The 18,319-nt window shown below is 64.1% G+C and carries 13 protein-coding genes; 7 read left to right on the top strand and 6 right to left on the bottom strand.

Annotation, left to right across the window (positions count from 1 at the left end; translation table 11 throughout):
* Positions 1–1,833, bottom strand: a complete 1,833-nt coding sequence (locus ACFUOZ_RS13520) for an AMP-dependent synthetase/ligase (protein WP_377548912.1) — start codon at positions 1,831–1,833, stop codon at positions 1–3.
* Between the two features lie 10 nt (positions 1,834–1,843).
* Positions 1,844–3,424 carry a dolichyl-phosphate-mannose--protein mannosyltransferase gene (locus tag ACFUOZ_RS13515; protein ID WP_377548910.1) on the bottom strand — a complete coding sequence of 527 codons (1,581 nt, stop codon included), beginning with the start codon at positions 3,422–3,424 and terminating at the stop codon, positions 1,844–1,846.
* A gap of 358 nt (positions 3,425–3,782) precedes the next feature.
* On the opposite strand from ACFUOZ_RS13515, the gene rsmI reads away from it, so the two are divergent.
* Complete coding sequence (rsmI, locus tag ACFUOZ_RS13510) at positions 3,783–4,652, top strand: 16S rRNA (cytidine(1402)-2'-O)-methyltransferase (RefSeq protein WP_377549041.1); 870 nt, start codon at positions 3,783–3,785, stop codon at positions 4,650–4,652.
* Between the two features lie 159 nt (positions 4,653–4,811).
* Entirely contained in the window at positions 4,812–6,293 is a 1,482-nt protein-coding gene (locus ACFUOZ_RS13505) for an NAD-dependent succinate-semialdehyde dehydrogenase (protein ID WP_377548907.1), read from the top strand.
* A 129-nt stretch (positions 6,294–6,422) separates the two neighbouring features.
* Here the strand turns inward: ACFUOZ_RS13505 and ACFUOZ_RS13500 are convergent, their stop codons facing one another.
* From ACFUOZ_RS13500 to ACFUOZ_RS13490, 3 genes are read right to left on the bottom strand one after another with little or no spacing between them, the layout of a single operon-like run.
* Complete coding sequence (locus ACFUOZ_RS13500) at positions 6,423–8,924, bottom strand: DUF3488 and DUF4129 domain-containing transglutaminase family protein (RefSeq protein WP_377548905.1); 2,502 nt, start codon at positions 8,922–8,924, stop codon at positions 6,423–6,425.
* A complete protein-coding gene (locus ACFUOZ_RS13495; RefSeq protein WP_377548902.1) occupies positions 8,921–10,387 on the bottom strand; it encodes a DUF58 domain-containing protein in 1,467 nt (488 codons plus the stop codon). The genes ACFUOZ_RS13500 and ACFUOZ_RS13495 overlap by 4 nt, the downstream gene beginning before the upstream one ends.
* Before the next feature lie 11 nt (positions 10,388–10,398).
* Positions 10,399–11,496 carry an AAA family ATPase gene (locus tag ACFUOZ_RS13490; protein ID WP_377549038.1) on the bottom strand — a complete coding sequence of 366 codons (1,098 nt, stop codon included), beginning with the start codon at positions 11,494–11,496 and terminating at the stop codon, positions 10,399–10,401.
* A gap of 164 nt (positions 11,497–11,660) precedes the next feature.
* Between ACFUOZ_RS13490 and ACFUOZ_RS13485 the strand changes: the two genes are divergently transcribed.
* The 5 genes from ACFUOZ_RS13485 (at position 11,661) to ACFUOZ_RS13465 (ending at position 17,779) form a co-directional block, all read left to right on the top strand.
* Entirely contained in the window at positions 11,661–12,557 is an 897-nt protein-coding gene (locus ACFUOZ_RS13485; RefSeq protein WP_377548899.1) for a TatD family hydrolase, read from the top strand.
* A 291-nt stretch (positions 12,558–12,848) separates the two neighbouring features.
* Positions 12,849–14,003 carry a transglycosylase family protein gene (locus ACFUOZ_RS13480; RefSeq protein WP_377548897.1) on the top strand — a complete coding sequence of 385 codons (1,155 nt, stop codon included), beginning with the start codon at positions 12,849–12,851 and terminating at the stop codon, positions 14,001–14,003.
* 26 nt (positions 14,004–14,029) lie between these two features.
* Positions 14,030–14,911, top strand: coding sequence for a 16S rRNA (adenine(1518)-N(6)/adenine(1519)-N(6))-dimethyltransferase RsmA (gene rsmA / locus ACFUOZ_RS13475; protein WP_377548895.1), 882 nt, complete (start codon positions 14,030–14,032; stop codon positions 14,909–14,911).
* Complete coding sequence (locus tag ACFUOZ_RS13470) at positions 14,908–15,900, top strand: 4-(cytidine 5'-diphospho)-2-C-methyl-D-erythritol kinase (RefSeq protein WP_377548893.1); 993 nt, start codon at positions 14,908–14,910, stop codon at positions 15,898–15,900. Before rsmA ends, ACFUOZ_RS13470 begins: the two co-directional genes overlap by 4 nt.
* 43 nt (positions 15,901–15,943) lie before the next feature.
* A complete protein-coding gene (locus tag ACFUOZ_RS13465) occupies positions 15,944–17,779 on the top strand; it encodes an ABC-F family ATP-binding cassette domain-containing protein (protein WP_377548891.1) in 1,836 nt (611 codons plus the stop codon).
* A gap of 123 nt (positions 17,780–17,902) precedes the next feature.
* Here the strand turns inward: ACFUOZ_RS13465 and ACFUOZ_RS13460 are convergent, their stop codons facing one another.
* Positions 17,903–18,304, bottom strand: coding sequence for a VOC family protein (locus ACFUOZ_RS13460; RefSeq protein WP_377548889.1), 402 nt, complete (start codon positions 18,302–18,304; stop codon positions 17,903–17,905).
* Between the last annotated feature and the right edge of the window lie 15 nt (positions 18,305–18,319).

Raw genomic sequence — 18,319 nt, 5'->3', positions numbered from 1 at the left:
CTACTTCGCGTAGAGCTTCTCCACAGTCGAGGAAAAGTCTGCAACCACGGCCACCCGCTTGAGTTTCAGGGAGGGCGTCAGGTGCCCGGACTCGACGCTGAGCTCCGCCGTGATGAAAGCGAACTTCCTGATGGACTCGGCGTCTGAGACGAGCTTGTTGGCCTCGTTTACGGCAGACTGCACGGCGGCTTTCACGCGCTCGTCGTGGGTTGCTTCTTCAAGGCTCAGTGCACCGTATTTGTTCTCAGTGCACCAATCCGCCAGGCCTTCGGGGTCCAAGATGATCAAGGCCGCCACGAAAGGCCGCCCATCTCCAACGACCACAGCCTGACCCACCAACGGGTGTTCGCGCAGCTTCTCTTCCAGCGGAGCGGGAGCCACGTTCTTGCCGCCGGCCGTTACGAGGAGATCCTTCTTGCGGCCGGTGATGGTCAGGAAGCCGTCAGAGTCGAGCTCACCCAGATCTCCGGTACGGAAAAAGCCATCCGCGAAGGCGGCCTCAGTGGCTTCGTCATTGCCGTGGTAACCCTTGAACACGCCGATGCCTTTGACCAGAACCTCACCGTCCTCGGCCACCCTGATGGTGGTTCCCGGCAGGGGGATACCCACGGTGCCGATACGCGACATGCTGGGCGTGTTGACGGTGCAGGGCGCAGTGGTTTCAGTGAGGCCATAGCCCTCCAAAATGGGGACACCGGCGCCATGGAAGAAGTGATTTTCCCGCAGGCTCAGGGGACTGGCGCCAGAAACCGTGTAGCCCACGTTGCCACCGAAAATTTCCCTCACCTTGGGATAGAGAAGCCTGTTGAATGCGCCGTGCTTGGTTCTCAGCAACCAACCAGGACCCGAACCCTGACCTCGCGAGGCGAGGTCAAGCGCCGTCGAATATTCAACAGCGGTTGCGGACGCCGCCGCGAAGAGGGCGGATTTTCCCGACATGGCGGCCTTATGGCTGGCGCCGGCGTAAACCTTTTCGAAGATCCTCGGGACGGCCAGCAGGAACGTTGGCTTGAAGGATCCGAGATCTGCCATCAGCCCGCTGGCTCCGGCGCTGTGGCCCAGAGTGATGCCGGCAGTGAGGCAAACCACCTGGACTGCCCGGGCCAGGACGTGGGCCAGCGGCAGGAACATCAACGTCCTGGCTCCCGGCTGCATCAAAAGCTCTGGCAGGAAAGGAATAACGTTGCGGGCCACCAGCACAAAATTTCCGTGCGTGATTTCGCAACCCTTTGGCTTGCCCGTCGTTCCGGAGGTGTAGACGATGGAGGCGACATCGGCCAGCTTTGCTGCGCTGCGCTGACGCTCCAGTTCTGCATCCATGACACCGATCCCGACGGCGGACACGCTGGTGAGGTTGGGGGCGTCGCCGTCGTGTTCCATCCGGATGATGGCGATCGGGTCGTCGCCCAGGAGCCCGGATTTGTCCACGACGGAATGGACCACTTGGGCCTTCGCGGCATCCTCCACGAATACCCGACGGGCTCCGGAGTCGGCGAGGATCCATTCGATCTGGCTTGCGGACGAGGTCTCGTAGATCGGTACGGTGACGCCGCCAGCCATCCAGATCGCGAAGTCCACCAAGGTCCACTCGAAACTGGAATGCGACAAAACCGCCACGGGGTCACCGGGGTTGAGTCCGCCGGCTATGAGGCCTTTGGCCAACGCAGTGACGTCTGCAAGGAACCGCGCAGCTGAAACGTTGAGCCAACCGTTGGCCGTGTTGTGCGCGTACAGGATGCCGAACGGATCCTTGGCGCACCGCTCCAGAAGGAGATCCGTCACATTGCTGTCCTCGTCGGCCTCGACTAGGAGCTCCGTGCTTGCTTCCCTCACTGCTTGCCTCCTAGATCCACGACGGCATCCACATTCTCATACGCCATTCCTGGTAGCCGATGACCTCCGCTGTCAGCACGGGATAGAAGAACGCCGTGGCCAGGACAGCCAAAACCACGACACCGGCCACCACGTACAGTCCGGAGCGTCTGCGCCACGGCGGATCCGTGCTGCGTCCGAGCACCAAGCCCAGAACGTACGTCAGGGCAAGCACCAGGAACGGTTCGAACGAGACCGCATAGAAGATGAACATGGTGCGTTCGGGGTACATGAACCACGGCAGATATCCGGCGGCGACCCCGGCGAGGATTGCTCCCGCCCGCCAATCGCGGCGTCCCGCCCACCAGAACAGCAGAACGACCAGGGCGATGGTTCCGCCCCACCAGAGCACGGGATTTCCCACGGGGAGGATCGCCGAGGAACAGGTCTCCACGAGGCAGCCCGCGGTTCCCTGCTTGGGTGACTGGTAATAGAACGATGTGGGGCGACCCATGAGCAGCCAGGTCCATGGACTGGATTGGTAGGGATGCTCCGCGCTGAGCCCCTGGTGGAACTTGTACGCCTCCAGGTGATAGTGGGCCAGGGAGCGCACCGAATCGGGCAACCAGTCCCATCCGGGCGCCGGGTTGGTGACGGCCCATTGACGGTAGTAAGCGTCCTTCGAAAGGAACCAGCCTGTCCACGTTGCGGTGTAGGTGACCACAGCGACAGGAATAAGAGTGAAGAACGCCGGGATGCCGTCCTTGATGACACCGGCACTGAACCAGTTCTTGATGCCTGCGATCCGGCGGGCGTTCAGATCCCACAGAACGGTCATGATGCCAAAAGCCGCGACGAAGAACAACGCCGACCATTTGGTGCCCACGGCGAGCCCGAGGCAGATACCGGCCACAAGGCGCCACCACCGCATTCCCAACCAGGGACCGGCCACGAGTTGGCTCCCCAGCGGGCGGCCGCCGGGCCAAGCAGCCGCTTGCGCGGCGAGCCGGGAAGCCAGACGACGCCGGCCGTCGTCGCGGTCCAACAGAAGGGCGCCAAAAGCGGCGAAAAGCCAGAATGCAAGAAAAATATCAAGCAGCGAGGTGCGTGAGAGGACAAGATGGTGTCCGTCGATGGCGAGCAGCAACCCGGCAACGGCCCCGAGGATATGGGATCGGAAAAGCTTCAGGGCTATGAGGGAAACCAGGAAAACCGTGAGCGTGCCGGTGAGCGCAGCGGCGAAGCGCCAGCCGAAGGGGTTGTCGGCGCCGAACAGCCACATCCCGAAGGCGATCATCCACTTGCCGACCGGTGGATGGACCACGTACTCGGGGGTGTTCAGCAGGATGTTGGGATTGCCTGCGTTGAACGAATCGTTGGCATTGGCAGGCCAGCTTCGCTCATAGCCGCTCACCATATACGAGTAGGCGTCCTTGACGTAATACGTTTCGTCGAAAACCAGGCTGTGCGGAACCTCAAGCCTGAAAAACCTGAGAACGCCACCAAGGACTGCGGTGATGGTCGGAATCAACCAGAACCACAAGCGCAGCGATGCCGGGTAATCACGCCAGCTCTGGATGCCGCCGATGAGGCGCTGCCTCAATGCCTCCATGCTGAAAGCCTCTGAAGGCCTCTCAATCCAGCGGTGCCCTTCAAGGCCCCGGGCAGCCCCTGGCTTCGTCCTCCCGTCCCGTGATGTTCGTGGAGGCTGCCAGGCAATCAGTTTCCTTACCGGATCCGGGGAAATTTTCCCGGCAGGGCGTTGGCCCACCTTCTCCGGTGGGCCCGGCGTGGCGGGACTCCCGGAGGCGGTGTCGGAAACGGGTGACTGGTTCACCCGCCCATGCTACCTGCCGATTCTTGGCGCAAAGCTGAACTGCCGTTCCGCCCGGCGTGGGCAGTAGGCTTGGCAAGTGGACGAAGAGCGAAGCACCCCCGTTGAAACCCCGTTGGACGACGAATCCCTTGAGCTGGGGGAGCCCGCGGTTCCAAGCGGAACAACCCCGGGAGTTGGCCGGATCGTGCTGGCCGCGACGCCCATAGGCAACGTCGGCGACGCATCCACCAGGCTGATCGAGCTGCTGGGAACCTCGGACATTATCGCGGCGGAAGATACCCGCCGCCTGCACCGCCTGGTCCAGGCCCTTGGGGTGGAGGTTTCCGGTCGGGTCATCAGCTATCACGAACACAATGAAGCCACCAAGACCGCTGAGCTGCTGGACCACGTGCGCGCCGGAAAGACCATTCTCATGGTCAGCGACGCCGGCATGCCTGCCGTCTCGGACCCGGGTTTCCGTCTGGTGGAGGGGGCCGTGGAAGCCGGATTGACCGTCACCGCGGTCCCCGGGCCGTCCGCCGTCCTGACCGCGCTTGCCCTCTCAGGCCTGCCGACCGACCGATTCTGCTTTGAAGGCTTCCTCCCGCGGAAGTCCGGAGACCGCAATTCCCGTCTGGCCCATCTGGCCGATGAACGCCGCACCATGGTTTTCTTCGAGGCACCGCACAGGCTTGAAGTCATGCTGCGCGCATTGCACGAGCGCTTCGGGCCGGATCGCCGCGTGGCCGTATGCCGCGAGCTCACCAAGACCTATGAGGAAGTCATCCGCGGCACGCTGCGTGAGCTTCTGGAGTGGGCAGAAAACAACGAGGTGCGTGGTGAAATCGCCGTGGTGGTGGCCGGTGCGCCTGAACAGGAGCCCGGAAAACCCGAGGACCACGTTGCGGCCGTGAATGAACTGGTGGCGCAGGGCATCCGCCTGAAAGAGGCCGTGGCAGCCGTGGCCGAGGACGCGCGGGTGAGCAAGCGGGAGCTTTACTCAGCGGTGCTCGCAGCCCGCTGACAAAGCTGTGCAGCTGCACAAAATAGCGTCCGCATGGCAGTGCGTGAAGGCGTAGACACTCCTTCCGGCGGGGCAGTACCGTGGCAGTAATTCAAGCCACTTCCGGCAACGAACCCCCGTGGTGCATATCTCCAAAGCACCCAAGACGAAGGAGTCGCCATGACTGTCACGGTTGAACGCGAAAGCGAACTGCTGGCTTCCGTTCCCACCGGCCTGCTGATCAACGGTCAGTGGCGCCCGGCTGGTTCGGGTAAGACCTTTGATGTTGAGGACCCCGCCACGGGCAAGGTCCTGCTCAGCATCTCCGACGCCGGTGCGGAGGACGGTGCCGCCGCCCTCGACGCCGCCGCTGCTGCACAGGCCGACTGGGCCCGTACAGCCCCGCGCGAACGCGGTGAAATCCTGCGCCGCGCCTTCGAGCTTGTCACCGAACGTGCCGAGGACTTCGCGCTTCTCATGACCCTTGAAATGGGCAAGCCGCTGGCCGAAGCCCGCGGTGAAGTGACCTACGGTGCTGAGTTCCTGCGCTGGTTCTCCGAAGAAGCTGTCCGCGTATCCGGCCGCTACTCCGCAGCCCCGGACGGTAAGAACCGCCTGCTCGTTCAGAAGAAGCCTGTTGGCCCTTGCCTGCTGATCACCCCGTGGAACTTCCCGTTGGCAATGGCCACCCGCAAGGTGGCTCCGGCTGTCGCCGCCGGTTGCACCATGGTCCTCAAGCCTGCCAACCTCACCCCGCTGACCAGCCTGCTCTTCGCACAGGTCATGCAGGAAGCCGGCCTTCCCGCCGGTGTCCTGAACGTCATCCAGACCTCGACGGCCGGCGCTGTTACGGGCCCGTTGATCAAGGACGACCGCCTCCGCAAGATCTCCTTCACCGGCTCCACCCCGGTGGGCCAGGCCCTCATCCGTGAAGCTGCGGACAAGGTCCTGCGTACATCAATGGAACTGGGCGGCAACGCACCGTTCGTTGTTTTCGAAGACGCTGACCTGGACAAGGCTGTTGAGGGCGCCCTCGCAGCCAAGATGCGCAACATGGGCGAGGCCTGCACGGCGGCCAACCGCTTCATTGTGCACGAGTCCATCGCCGACGCCTTCGCTGAGAAGTTCGCCGCCAAGATCGGTTCGCTCACCACCGCCCGCGGCACCGAGCCCGAATCCAAGGTCGGCCCCCTGATCGACGGCAAGGCACGCGACGGCGTCCACGCCCTGGTCAGCGAGGCCGTCGAAGGTGGCGCCGAGGCAGTCACCGGTGGTGCCGCCGTCGACGGTCCCGGTTACTTCTACAAGCCCACCGTGCTGAAGAACGTTGCCGAGGACGCCCGCATCCTCAAGGAAGAGATCTTTGGACCGGTAGCCCCGATCATCACCTTCTCTTCCGAAGATGACGCCGTCCGTCTGGCCAACAACACCGAGTACGGCCTGGTGGCCTACGTCTTCACCAAGGACCTGAACCGGGGCCTGCGCATCAGCGAGAAGCTGGAGACCGGCATGCTGGGCCTGAACGCCGGCGTCATCTCCAACGCCGCCGCTCCGTTCGGTGGCGTCAAGCAGTCCGGCCTCGGCCGCGAAGGCGGCTCCGAGGGCATCGAAGAGTACCTCTACACCCAGTACGTAGGTATCGCGGACCCGTACGCCGACTAGGCTGCGCAGGATCCCGTCCGCCGCTCTCGCAACAAGAACGGTTGACACCAAAGGGCCCGGCCCGGAACCACAAGTTCCAGGCCGGGCCCTTTTGGCGTTGGCGCTGATGGGCATCGCGGTGCCACGGCCTCAGCGACGCTGGGGGAGAACCCCGCGCACCGACCGCCATCCGCGGATGGCTGCCCACCCCACGGCTTTGCCCAGGCTGCCCAACGCCCGGAACGGCGCACCCAGGGCCCGGCGCCAGCGGCGCATCATCGACGGCGGCAGCCAGTCGGCGCGGAAACGAACCAACCAGCGGGCATTGTTCCGTAACGACTCACGCACGACGGCGATGCGGGGCGACGCTGCGGGGGCCGTCACGGCAAGGCGGCCGTAACGCAGCCGTTCGAAGTCCGCGGTGAGGGACGCGACTGCGGTGTGCGCGGCGTCGTCGAGCCCTCCCGCCTCACCCAATGCGGGGCTGGAACGCAACCTGCTGGAGAAGTGCCGGGGCGTTTCGCTGGACGTCGAGGATATGCCGTAGTCGGTGGCAAGGTCCTGCAGCTCGGCCCAGGCCAAGTCCGGTCCGGGGTCCTTGTACCCTGGCGGCAGCCCGCCGGTGTCGTCCCGGGGTTTGATGTTCAGCCTCCGCCGTCTGAGAAGGGCCCTGCTGAGTCTGGGCGAGCACACGAAACCGAGCAGGAGCACTACCCCGGCCGCCACTGCGCCGATCACCGGAAGGGGGCTGACGTTGCGCGATCCCGCTGCCGGTGCCCCAACATCGGGGACGGGTACCGGGGCCATAGCAACCGGGGCGGGAGTGGTCAGGGGTTCCTTCTCGTCGGTGTTGGTGCTCAGGTTGCCGGGGACGGAGCTTTCCGTGGCGTACTCGGGGACCACGCCACGGGAAGGGGTTGGTTCAAACGGGACCCAGCCGAGGCCTTCGAAGTAGAGCTCCGGCCAGGCGTGGGCGTCCCGGGCGTCGACCTCGTACTCGGGGAACGAGCCCTGTCCCACCAAAGCAACCGATTCACCGGTGAGGCGGCCGGGCGCGTAGCCAACTGCGATGCGGCTTGGAATGCCTTCTGCCCGTGCCATGACCGCCATGGCTGAGGAGAAGTGGACGCAATAGCCGCTCTTGACCGCCAGGAAATCGGCCAGGACAGAGAGGCCGTTTCCGTCGTAGCCGTTTTGCACGGGGGCCTGCAAGGAATAGGTGAACGCGCCCGACCGCAGGTACTTCTGGATGGCCAGCGCTTTGGAGTAATTGTTGTTTCCTGCCGGGGCCGTGACCGAATCCGCGGTTTGCCGCACGATGTCGGGCAGGTTGGCGGGGATCTTCAGGAAGTCGTCGGAGATGGATCGGGGTGGCGCCGTGGCTTGCGACAGGGCTGCCGCTGTGACTTTCGGCGCGGCTGAGAAGACAACGTAGCGTTGGGCACGCGTTGTGGTCTCGGTGCTCATGATGCTCAGCGTGTTCGGATCCCAGGTCCACCGTCCGTTGAGGCCGTTGACCGAGGCCGGGGCGAAGGGGGCGGGGAGGTAGGGACTGGTGAACAGGCCGGCGTTGACCGACGTCACGGCGTTGACCACCTGGCCCTGGACCGCGTAACCCGTCTCAATCCTGTCCGCCCCTGCGCGGCGCTCGGCCACACGATCATTGGGCGCCCAGGTTTCGCCGTCGAAGTTGTCGATCGTGACGGACCTCAGATAGAGAGGCGTCGTGGCGCTTGTTGCGTAGGTGATCCGGCCGGATCCTGTGGGGCTCCGGAGACTGTTTCCCAAGGTGATCATTGGATTCAGCCCGTTGGCGGTACCCCAGGGACTGAGCCGCGAACCTTGGGGGAACGTGCCCGTTTCAAATCCGGGGATGGCAAGGGGCACCACCATCGTCAGGGCCAGCGCCAGCCCACCGGTGACCAACGAACGCCTGAATTGTCCGGGACCCCGGCCTGTTCCCGACTGCAGGCGGGCATCAGGGGCGAACCAGTGGCTGCATCCGAGAATCAGCAGATAGCCCACCGCTGCGCCGAGGAACCCGGCAATCCCCACGCTTTGGGGTTTGATGGTTGCCGGGACCACCATGATGGCCAGGATCCCGATGCCGCTCGCGGCCGGCATCGAAAGCGGAACCGCCAATGCGTCAATGAGGATGACCAGCAGCCCAAGGCAGGCGCACATGACAAAAACGATCCCGGCGTTTGGCGCGACCGGCGCACTCTCGGAGACTACGGTCTCCGCGGCCCGCTTGATATGGCGCCCGACGGCGGTGAAGGTTGCCGGAGTAGGGATAAAACCGGCCAGACTCTCCTGACGGCAGAATGTGAAGCTGAGAATGGCAGCCAATGACACAAAGGAACCGAGTGTGGCCAGCAACGGCTGGGCGCGGAGGGCCCGAAGGGCTGCAAGCGTCACAGAGACCACCACGACAGTGGTGATCAACGGCATGAACCAGGCCCAGCCCCTGAGGACGCCATTGAGCGATAAAGCGGCGCCCAGGACGGCCACGGCGATGGAACCGGCCATGATCCAGGGGTAGGCACCGGGGCCGGCGCGGCGCGGCCGTCGTGGTGCGACAGCTCGGTCCCGGCCCGTGGTTCCGCCGGCAGGACTGGGCGACGGGCTGCCGCGGTGGGATGTGGTTGTCATCGCGGTACCGCCGCTCCACGCCGGACATCCATGGCAGCACCCGCAGCAGCAACGATTCCGCCTTCGTCAAAGGCTGACCAGGCAGAGCCCAACTGGGACTTGGCTGTCACGGGCGCTACCCGCCAGCCGGCGCGCCGCAGGATCTCCAGGGCATCCTCGTTGCTTCGCGACGGGTCGCCGATGACCAACGCGAAGGCGTTGGCTCCGTACGCTGCTGCGGGAGCCAGCGCCCTGGCCTCTGCGGGCGACAGGGCGCCCAGCAAGGCCAGGAGTGGTCCGCGCAAGCGGTGCGCTGCCAGCTTGTCCATGAGTCGGTCATCGAAGACTGAGTCCGAAGCCTCGGTGAACGCCTGGTCCGTCCGGGCTTCGTGGTGACCGGTCCTGCGGTGATCGGACCCGGCGTGGTCAGCCCGGTGATGCTCCGCCCGTGCGTGCCTGGGGCCGCTGAGCTCGATGGCCGCCAGACCCTCAGCGATGGCCTGCAGGCCACCTGCGCCGGAGAACTCCTCGATGTCCGGATCCGGTGCCGAGCGGGAACGAAGGAACGCGGGAGCACCGAACGCATCCAGGACCCGCAAGGAATAGTTCCGCTCCGACAGATGCGCAGACACAGACATCGCGGCGGTAACCATCCATTCAAAATCAGGGCTCGTTACCAGGTCCGAGTCTTCCTCATGAGCGCCAAAGACAGATCCGGCACCGGTGGCGAAGGCCGAAAAACGTTGATCCAGGATGATGGTGGCCTCTGGAGTGGTCACGGATTCCTCCTGCCGGACCATGAGCTGACCATGGCGTGCCGTGGCCGCCCAGTGCACGCGGCGCATGGGATCCCCATGTCGGTATTCACGGGTCATGATGTCGTCGTCGCTCGGGTTGGCGCGGATGCGCGTCGCCGTCACGCCATCGTTCCCCCGCGCCCCGGCCAATCCGGTGACCGGAAGTTCGACGGCGGCCGGCGTCACGGTGAGGAGGTCGCCGTCGTCTATGGCATGGCGCCTCAAGGAAAGGCCGAACGGATCGCTGAACTCGGCGGTCACCGGACCGATCCGGAACTGTCCCCGTTTACCCGAGCGGAGATGGTATTCGTAGCGGCTGGTGCCGCCCGAAGCCGAGCGGGCCGGGAAACGGAAGGCGGGAGGCTCGCCAAAACGGGGCGGTAACTGCTCCTCCATGATGACGTGCCCGGTGGAATAGTTCGTCCGCGCAACCGCAAGTCGGACAGTGGTGGTGCTGGACGTTTCAACAGTGGAGGGATTGAACTCCCGGTACACCTGGAATTTGGGTTTGAGCACCCGGACACCGGCAAGGGCAACCAAGGGGAGCAGGAGCAGCAGGACCGCCAGGGAGAGCAAATCACGCCGGCCCATGACATAGGCAGAGCCCAGGGAAATTGCGCCCGCGGCCAAAAGGCCCCAGCCCCGGGTAGTGAACAGGTGCTTGGGAAGCCGGTCCATGAGTGCCATCGGGGTGCCTCCTAAACGGCGTGGCGGTCCCTGCGCCACGCGCCGGGCGGTTCCTGGGCGACCGGAAGGGATGCCAGGATTCCGCGCAGGACGGTTTGGGGAGTGTCCCCGGAACTGGCCGCCTTCCGGTCCAGGATGATCCGGTGGGCGAGCACGGACTCCGCAACATCAACCACGTCATCCGGAAGAACGAAATCCCGGCCATCCAGGGCGGCTGTTGCCTTTGCCGCACGCAACAGTTGCAGCAGCGACCGGGGACTGGCGCCGAGACGAAGGCGGGCGCTGTCGCGGGTGGCCCTTCCGATGGCCACCGTGTATTCCTTGATGGCGGTGGACACGTGGACCTGTTGGACCGTAGCAATCATGGCGGCGACATCACCGGCAGTGACCACCGGTGTCACCTTGACCAGGGGAGAAGCTGCCTGATGGGTTTCGAGCATCTCGATTTCCGCATCCTTATCCGGATAGCCCATCGAGATCCTTGCCATGAAGCGGTCACGCTGTGCCTCGGGCAAGGGATAAGTGCCCTCCATCTCGATCGGATTCTGGGTGGCCACCACCATGAACGGCGAGCCCAGCTGATAAGAATGGCCATCCACTGTGACCTGATGCTCTTCCATGCATTCCAGCAGGGCGGATTGGGTTTTGGCCGATGCACGGTTGATCTCATCGCCGATCACGATGTTCGCGAACACGGCTCCCGGACGGAATTCAAACTGCCGGGATGACTGGTTGTAGATCGATACGCCGGTGACATCCGAAGGCAGAAGATCGGGGGTGAACTGGATACGGGACACCGTACAGTCCACGGTGCGGGCCAACGTCTTTGCCAGCAGGGTCTTCCCGACCCCGGGCACGTCCTCCAGCAGCAAATGGCCCTGCGCCAACAGGACCGTCAGCGCCAGCTTGGCAGCATCAGCTTTTCCGTCAATGACTTTGTTGATTGAACCCAGGACGCGCTCGCTGGCATCGTGGAACCTGTCCTGATCCATGACCTGCGGCCGGTGCCCGTTCAGTCCTGCGCCTTCCCGGCTGTCCTGGGGCAGCGAACTGTAAGCCCCGTCCTGGAGGGGCGAGGATTCAACGGTGACTTGTCGCTTGGACTCCATGGATTGCCCTTCAGCCTTGGCCGCGGCACCGCCGGTGCTGGCCGCTTGTCCGTTCCAGACTACCCAGACTTTGGCCGTCCCTGACATAGTGCTTCCGGAATTTATGTGCCAACTGGAATTTATCCGGCGCAACAGGGGGACCGCAGTCCGATTAAGGTGGGAGCATGTGCAATTCCCTTGCTCCCGTCCCGTACCGTCCGTCACAGGACGCCGAAGAAAAGCCGGATCCCCGCCGCGAGTACCCGCCCGCCCCGGAACCGTTGCCGGTGCCGGTGATGGACAACCACACGCACTTGGACTTCAGGCAGGGTCTGCTTGAGGTGTCGGTCCGGGACGCGATGGACTCGGCCGAGGCCGTGGGCGTGCAAGGAGCCGTCCAGGTTGGTTGCGACCTGGAGTCCTCGCGTTTCACCGTCCAGGCCGTCGAGGCGGACCCCCGGCTGCTGGGTGCTGTGGCAATCCACCCCAACGATGCGCCCTTGTATGCCGGGCGTGGTGAGTTGGAGTCGGCGCTCGCGGAGATCGAGGACCTCGCATCCCACCCGCGGGTCCGGGCCATTGGCGAGACCGGACTGGACTTTTTCCGCACCCACGGGGAAGGGCTGACCCATCAGCGCTACTCATTCCGGCGACACATCGACATCGCCAAGCGGCTGGGGCTGACCTTGCAGATCCACGACCGCGATGCCCACGACGACGTGGTCCAGGTACTCCGGGAAGAAGGAGCCCCGGAACGTGTGGTGTTCCACTGCTTCTCCGGTGATGAGGAACTGGCCCGGATCTGCAACGACAACGGCTGGTACATGTCGTTCGCGGGAACCATGACGTTCAAGAATGCCGGAAACCTGCGCTCAGCTTTGTCCATCGCCGAACCGAGCCGGATCCTGGTTGAAACGGACTCGCCGTTCCTCACGCCGCATCCACATCGAGGACGCCCCAACGCGAGCTACATGGTCCCGTACACCGTTCGTTCCATGGCAGAAGTGACAGAAAATGACTTGGCGGAGCTTTGTTCGCGCTTGGCCGAAAACACGCTGGAAGCCTACGGTTCCTGGGCGTAATCGGGACTTTTTGTCCTGCGGAGGGGACCCTCTTGTGGATACCGGGTATGCAGAAGTCTTGGCCCGTTTATAACAGATCGGTTACTGTGTTAAACAAGTAGCCGGGGTCGGGGAAGGCCTTCGGACAACTAGGCCCGTTATATCCGGGCCTATCAGTTGAATGTTTTTGGCGGCGCAGATGCCGGCAGCAAGAGTGGGACCAGGCAGTTTTGCCTGGCCCCTCGGTTTTGCGGCTGGCATTATTTCTGTGCTTTTCCCCGTGCCCGGATGGTCTGAGAGTTATGGGCAATCGTGATCAAGTTCTTCACTACGGATGGCAAGTTCAGCTTCCTCAAAGTCGGTGCCCAGTTGCTGGTGGTCACAGCGCTGGTGGTTGGTGTTGTTGCCTTCGTCGGCAACAACAAGACCGTCACCCTCAACGTTGACGGAAAAGTGAGCTCCATCCAGACCTTCGGCGGCACTGTTGATGAAGTAGTCAGGGCAGCCAAGGTCGAGTTGAAGGACGCAGACCGCGTGTCGCCGGCACTGGACGCACGGGTGGACAACGGCTCCGTGGTGAATATCAACCTCGCCAAGGCCGTGTCCATCGAGTTGGACGGTGCCCGCAAGACGGTCAACACCACTGCCTCCGACGTCGCCGGACTGGTCAGTGAACTGGGCGTGGCAAGTTCCTCGCAGGTCTCCCAGCCGAAGGAAGCTGCCCTCGAAGTATCGGGGTCCTTCGTCTCGATCTCAACGCCCAAGACCATCAGCGTGGTAGCTGACGGCAAGAGCACCAGCACCACCACGACGGCGGCCGACGTCGCCAGCGTCCTGAAGGACGCCGGCATCACTGTTGGCGCCAACGACCGCCTCTCCCAGCCGGGTAACGCCCCGGTCATCCAGGACATGGTGATCAAGGTTTCCCGCGTAGACACCAGCAAGACGGCAGAGGCCACTGAAGAAGTGCCCTTCGACAGCGTCAAGACTGAAAGCGCCGATCTCTTCAAGGGCGAAGAAAAGGTCACCCAGGAAGGCGTCGCAGGTTCGCTGGTCAAGACGTTCAAGCTGGTCCTCGTCGATGGCCGCGAAGCATCGCGCACCCTCGTCTCCAGCAACGTAGCCACCCCGCCTGTCGCCGAAAAGATCAGCGTCGGCACCAAGGCCCGTCCCGCTGCCACTCCCGCAGCTGCTGCAGCTCCCGTATCAAGCGGACCCACCGGCGCCCCGAACGAAGCAATGTGGGACAGGATCGCCCAGTGCGAGTCTGGTGGAAACTGGGCCATCAACACCGGCAACGGCTACTACGGTGGTCTCCAGTTCTCCGGCCCCACCTGGCTTGCCAACGGCGGTGGCGCCTACGCTCCCACGGCCAACCTCGCCACCAAGGCCCAGCAGATCGAAATCGCCAACCGCCTCTACGCCAAGAACGGACTCAGCGACTGGGGCTGCGCCCACGCAGCGTGACCCCGGACAGGCGATACGATACCTAGGTGACTGAACCGAATTCCGAACCCGCCGCCGTCGCGCCTTTGCTGGGCGCCACAGACATCCGACGGCTCGCCGAAGAAATCGGTGTACGCCCCACGAAAACATTGGGGCAGAACTTTGTGATCGATGGCAACACCATCCGGAGGATCGTCTCGGCGGCAGGCATTGACGCCGGCGAGACGGTCCTTGAGGTAGGGCCCGGACTGGGCTCCCTGACCCTGGGCCTCCTTGATGCCGCAAAGACTGTTGTGGCGGTGGAGATCGACCCCGTCCTGGCGGAAAAGCTGCCGGAGACGGTGCGCTCCTGGCGGCCCGAAGCCCAGGACAACTTCCACCTGGTCCTTTCCGACGCCATGAAAGTGACGGAACTTCCGGTTGCGCCCACGGCGTTGGTGGCAAACCTTCCGTACAACGTGGCCGTGCCCGTGGTCCTGCATCTCCTGCAGCATTTCCCCAGCCTCCAGCACGGGCTTGTCATGGTCCAGGACGAGGTCGCAGACCGGCTCGCTGCCACTCCCGGGTCCAAGATCTACGGCGTTCCATCGGTCAAGGCGGCTTGGTACGGGCACATGCGCAAGGCCGGTGTGATCGGGATGAACGTATTTTGGCCGGCACCGAAAATCCATTCCGGACTCGTCGCCTTCACCCGGCACGAACCTCCGGCCACGCATGCAACGCGCGAGCAGGTCTTTGCCGTCATTGACGCCGCCTTCGCCCAGCGCCGGAAGACCCTTCGCGCGGCCCTGGCTGGTTGGGCCGGAAGTGCCGCCGAGGCCGAACGGTGCCTCGTGGCTGCCGGAGTGGACCCCACTGCCCGCGGCGAGGTCCTGGACATCAACTCCTATGTCAGGATCGCCGAAGCCCGCCACCCCGTGGGCGCATGAATCCGGGAACCCGAAAGCCCGGCATCCTCCCTTTCGCTGGGGAACGGTTCCACGCCCGGACAGTCCGTGTCAAAGCGCCCGGAAAGATCAACGTCTCGCTGAGTGTTGGACCGCTCAGGGCCGATGGGTACCACTCCGTGGCAAGCGTCTATCTGGCAGTTTCCTTGTACGAGGAAGTAGCTGCCACCAGCACGGAAACGCCGGGAATCACAGTCAGCATCAGTCCGGACAGCACGCTGGACCTGGACGGTGTAGACATCCCGCTGGACGAACGGAACCTCGCGTACAAAGCTGCGGCGATCATGGCCGAGGTCTCCGAAAAGTCCACGGGTGTGCACCTTGAAATCACCAAAAGGGTTCCCGTAGCCGGCGGCATGGGTGGCGGTTCGGCCGATGCTGCGGCAACACTGCTGGCTTGCGACGCGTTGTGGGACAGCGGGCTCTCGCGCGAGGAACTCGCGCACCTGGCGGCCGAGCTGGGAGCGGACGTGCCGTTCTCGCTCCTGGGCGGCACCGCCGTCGGACTTGGCGTGGGCGACAAACTCTCGCCGGCCTTGGCGAAGGCGCAGATGGACTGGGTACTGGTGTTCGCTGACTACGGTCTGTCCACCCCGGACGTATTCCGCACCCTGGACGGGCTCCGGGACTCCGAAGGCGTGGATATTCCCGAGCCGGTGGATGTGGATCCGACGATCCTCCAGGCCCTGCGCAACGGAGATCCGGAGACCCTCAGCCGCGTACTCATCAATGACCTTCAACGGGCGTCGATCACCCTGGCCCCACAACTTAGGGACACCATCGGATTGGGTGAAGCACGCGGTGCCCTGGCCGGCATGGTCTCAGGCTCAGGGCCCACGATCGCGCTGCTCGCGCGGGACTCCGTCTCAGCCAGCGTCCTCGCCGAGGAGCTGACCCATCGCGGCCACACCGCCGTCGCGGTCCACGGTCCCGTTCCCGGGGCGCGGATCATCTCCGATACGCTCCTCTAGTACCCCTGTAACTCCGCATTCCAGCAGTAGAAAGTAGTACCCATTGGCCCACCTGCTCGGCGGCGAAAACCTCACCGTTTCGTTCGCGACCCGCACTGTCCTCGACGGCGTCACCCTCGGTTTGGAGGATGGCGACCGGATCGGCATGGTGGGCCGCAACGGCGACGGAAAATCCACCCTCATGCGGTTGCTTGCCATGCGCTCAACCCCGGATTCAGGCCGGGTCACCAAGCGCGGTGACGTCACCGTGGGCTACCTCGACCAGGCAGACGTACTCGACGGCGACCTGACAGTGGGCGCTGCCATTGTGGGCGACCGCGCTGACCACGAATGGGCGGCCAACCCCAAGATCCGCGAGGTCATGGGCGGTCTGGTGGGCGATGTCGACTGGCACGCCAACGTCCACGCCCTTTCCGGTGGCCAGAAGCGGCGCGTCGCCCTGGCAAAACTCCTCATCGAAGACCACGACGTCATCATGCTGGACGAACCCACCAACCACCTCGACGTCGAAGGTGTCGCCTGGCTGGCCCGTCACCTCAAGTCGCGCTGGCGGGCCAACCAAGGCGCGTTCCTGGTGGTCACCCACGACCGCTGGTTCCTTGATGAAGTCTGCAACTACACCTGGGAAGTCCACGACGCCATGGTGGACATGTTCGACGGCGGTTACGCCGCCTACGTCCTGGCCCGTGCCGAGCGTGACCGCATGGCCGCCGTCGTCGAAAACAAGCGCCAGCAGCTCGTCAAGAAGGAACTTGCCTGGCTGCGGCGCGGCGCGCCCGCCCGAACGGCAAAGCCGAAATTCCGTATCGAAGCTGCCAACGACCTCATTGCCGACGTACCCGAGCCGCGGGATTCGGTGGCCCTGAGCAAGATGGCGACGGCACGTTTGGGCAAGGACGTGCTGGACCTCGAAAACGTGACCCTGGATTTCCAGGGTGGCGAGTCCGGGCAGAAACTCTTTGACAACATCACCCTTCGCCTGGCGCCGGGGGAGCGCCTCGGACTGGTTGGCGTCAACGGTGCAGGCAAGTCGACCCTGCTGAAGCTGCTCAACGGGGAGATCCAGCCGACGTCGGGCAAGGTCAAGCGCGGCAAGACGGTGGTTACTGCCGTCCTGACGCAGGACGTGAAGGAGCTCGATGAAGTTTCGGACCTGCGGGTCATCGAAGTGATCGAGCGCGAAAAGCGGTCCTTCAGTGTTGGCGGAAAGGAATTCACGGCCGGCCAGCTGGTGGAGCAACTCGGATTCACCAAGGAAAAGCAGTGGACGCCGGTCCCGGACCTCTCCGGTGGCGAACGACGTCGGCTCCAGCTGCTTCGCCTGCTGGTGGGGGAGCCGAATGTCCTCATGCTCGACGAACCCACCAACGACCTCGACACCGACACCCTCGCCGCCGTCGAGGATGTCCTGGACGGCTGGCCCGGGACCCTGGTTGTGGTCAGCCACGACCGGTACCTCCTGGAGCGCGTTACCGACAACCAGATGGCTTTGTTGGGCGACGGGAAGCTCCGCGGGCTGCCCGGCGGCGTGGATCAATATCTTGAGCTTCGCGAGGCAGCACTTGCCTCCGGACAAGTCCTTGGCGGCTCCACGGCTCCGACGGCAGCCAGCGGGTCCTCAAGCAGCGGCTCCGCCGCGCAATCCGGGGCCAGCGAAGCCGAGAAACGCGAAGCCCGGAAGGACCTCAACAGGATCGACCGGCAACTCGGGAAGCTGGCGCAGCAGGAGGAGAAGCTCCACGCGCAGATGGCAGCGAAGTCCGAGTCCGGTGATTTCGACGCCCTGGGTGAGCTCAACGTCAAGCTTCGTGAGTTGCTCGATGAAAAAGAGGGACTCGAACTGGAGTGGCTCGAAGCCGCAGAGGTCCTGGGCGAGTAGACCCAACGCCGCAGAGGTCCTGGGCGAGTAGACCCAACGCTGGTTCACGTTCCCGGGGTTTGGTGTGGACGCTCGTTCACGTTCCCGGGGTTTGGTGTGGACGCTGGTTCACGTTCCCGGAGCTTACGCCGTGGGTTCGTAGCCGATCAGCCAATGCAGGCCGTATCGGTCGATGACCTGTCCATCTGAGGCGCCCCACGGCTTGGGCATCAACGGGTCCACGATCCGGCCGCCGTCGGCGAGCTTGTCGAACCATTCGTGCAGAAGCGGAGGTTCCGTGGCGCCGAGGAGGGAGAGCATCGCGCCCTCCATGCGAACCGTCTTTTCGCCGCTGGCGGCATCGGAACCCATCAACGACACGACGCCGTTGAGAACACCATGCGCGATGGCATCCGAAGGCCCATCGTCACGGCCGAAATCCGCGTAGGAGTGCAACGATAGTTCCCCTCCAAAGATGTCTGCGTAATAGCTGAGGGCCTCGCGCGCCGTGCCAGGAAAGGTGAGGTAGAGCTGGGGTGCTGTCATGCGCACATCCTACTC

It is taken from the genome of Paenarthrobacter sp. NPDC057355 (assembly GCF_042667405.1).
In the GTDB taxonomy this organism is placed as follows: Bacteria; Actinomycetota; Actinomycetes; order Actinomycetales; family Micrococcaceae; genus Arthrobacter.
This window is presented reverse-complemented; position numbering and strand designations above follow the sequence as displayed.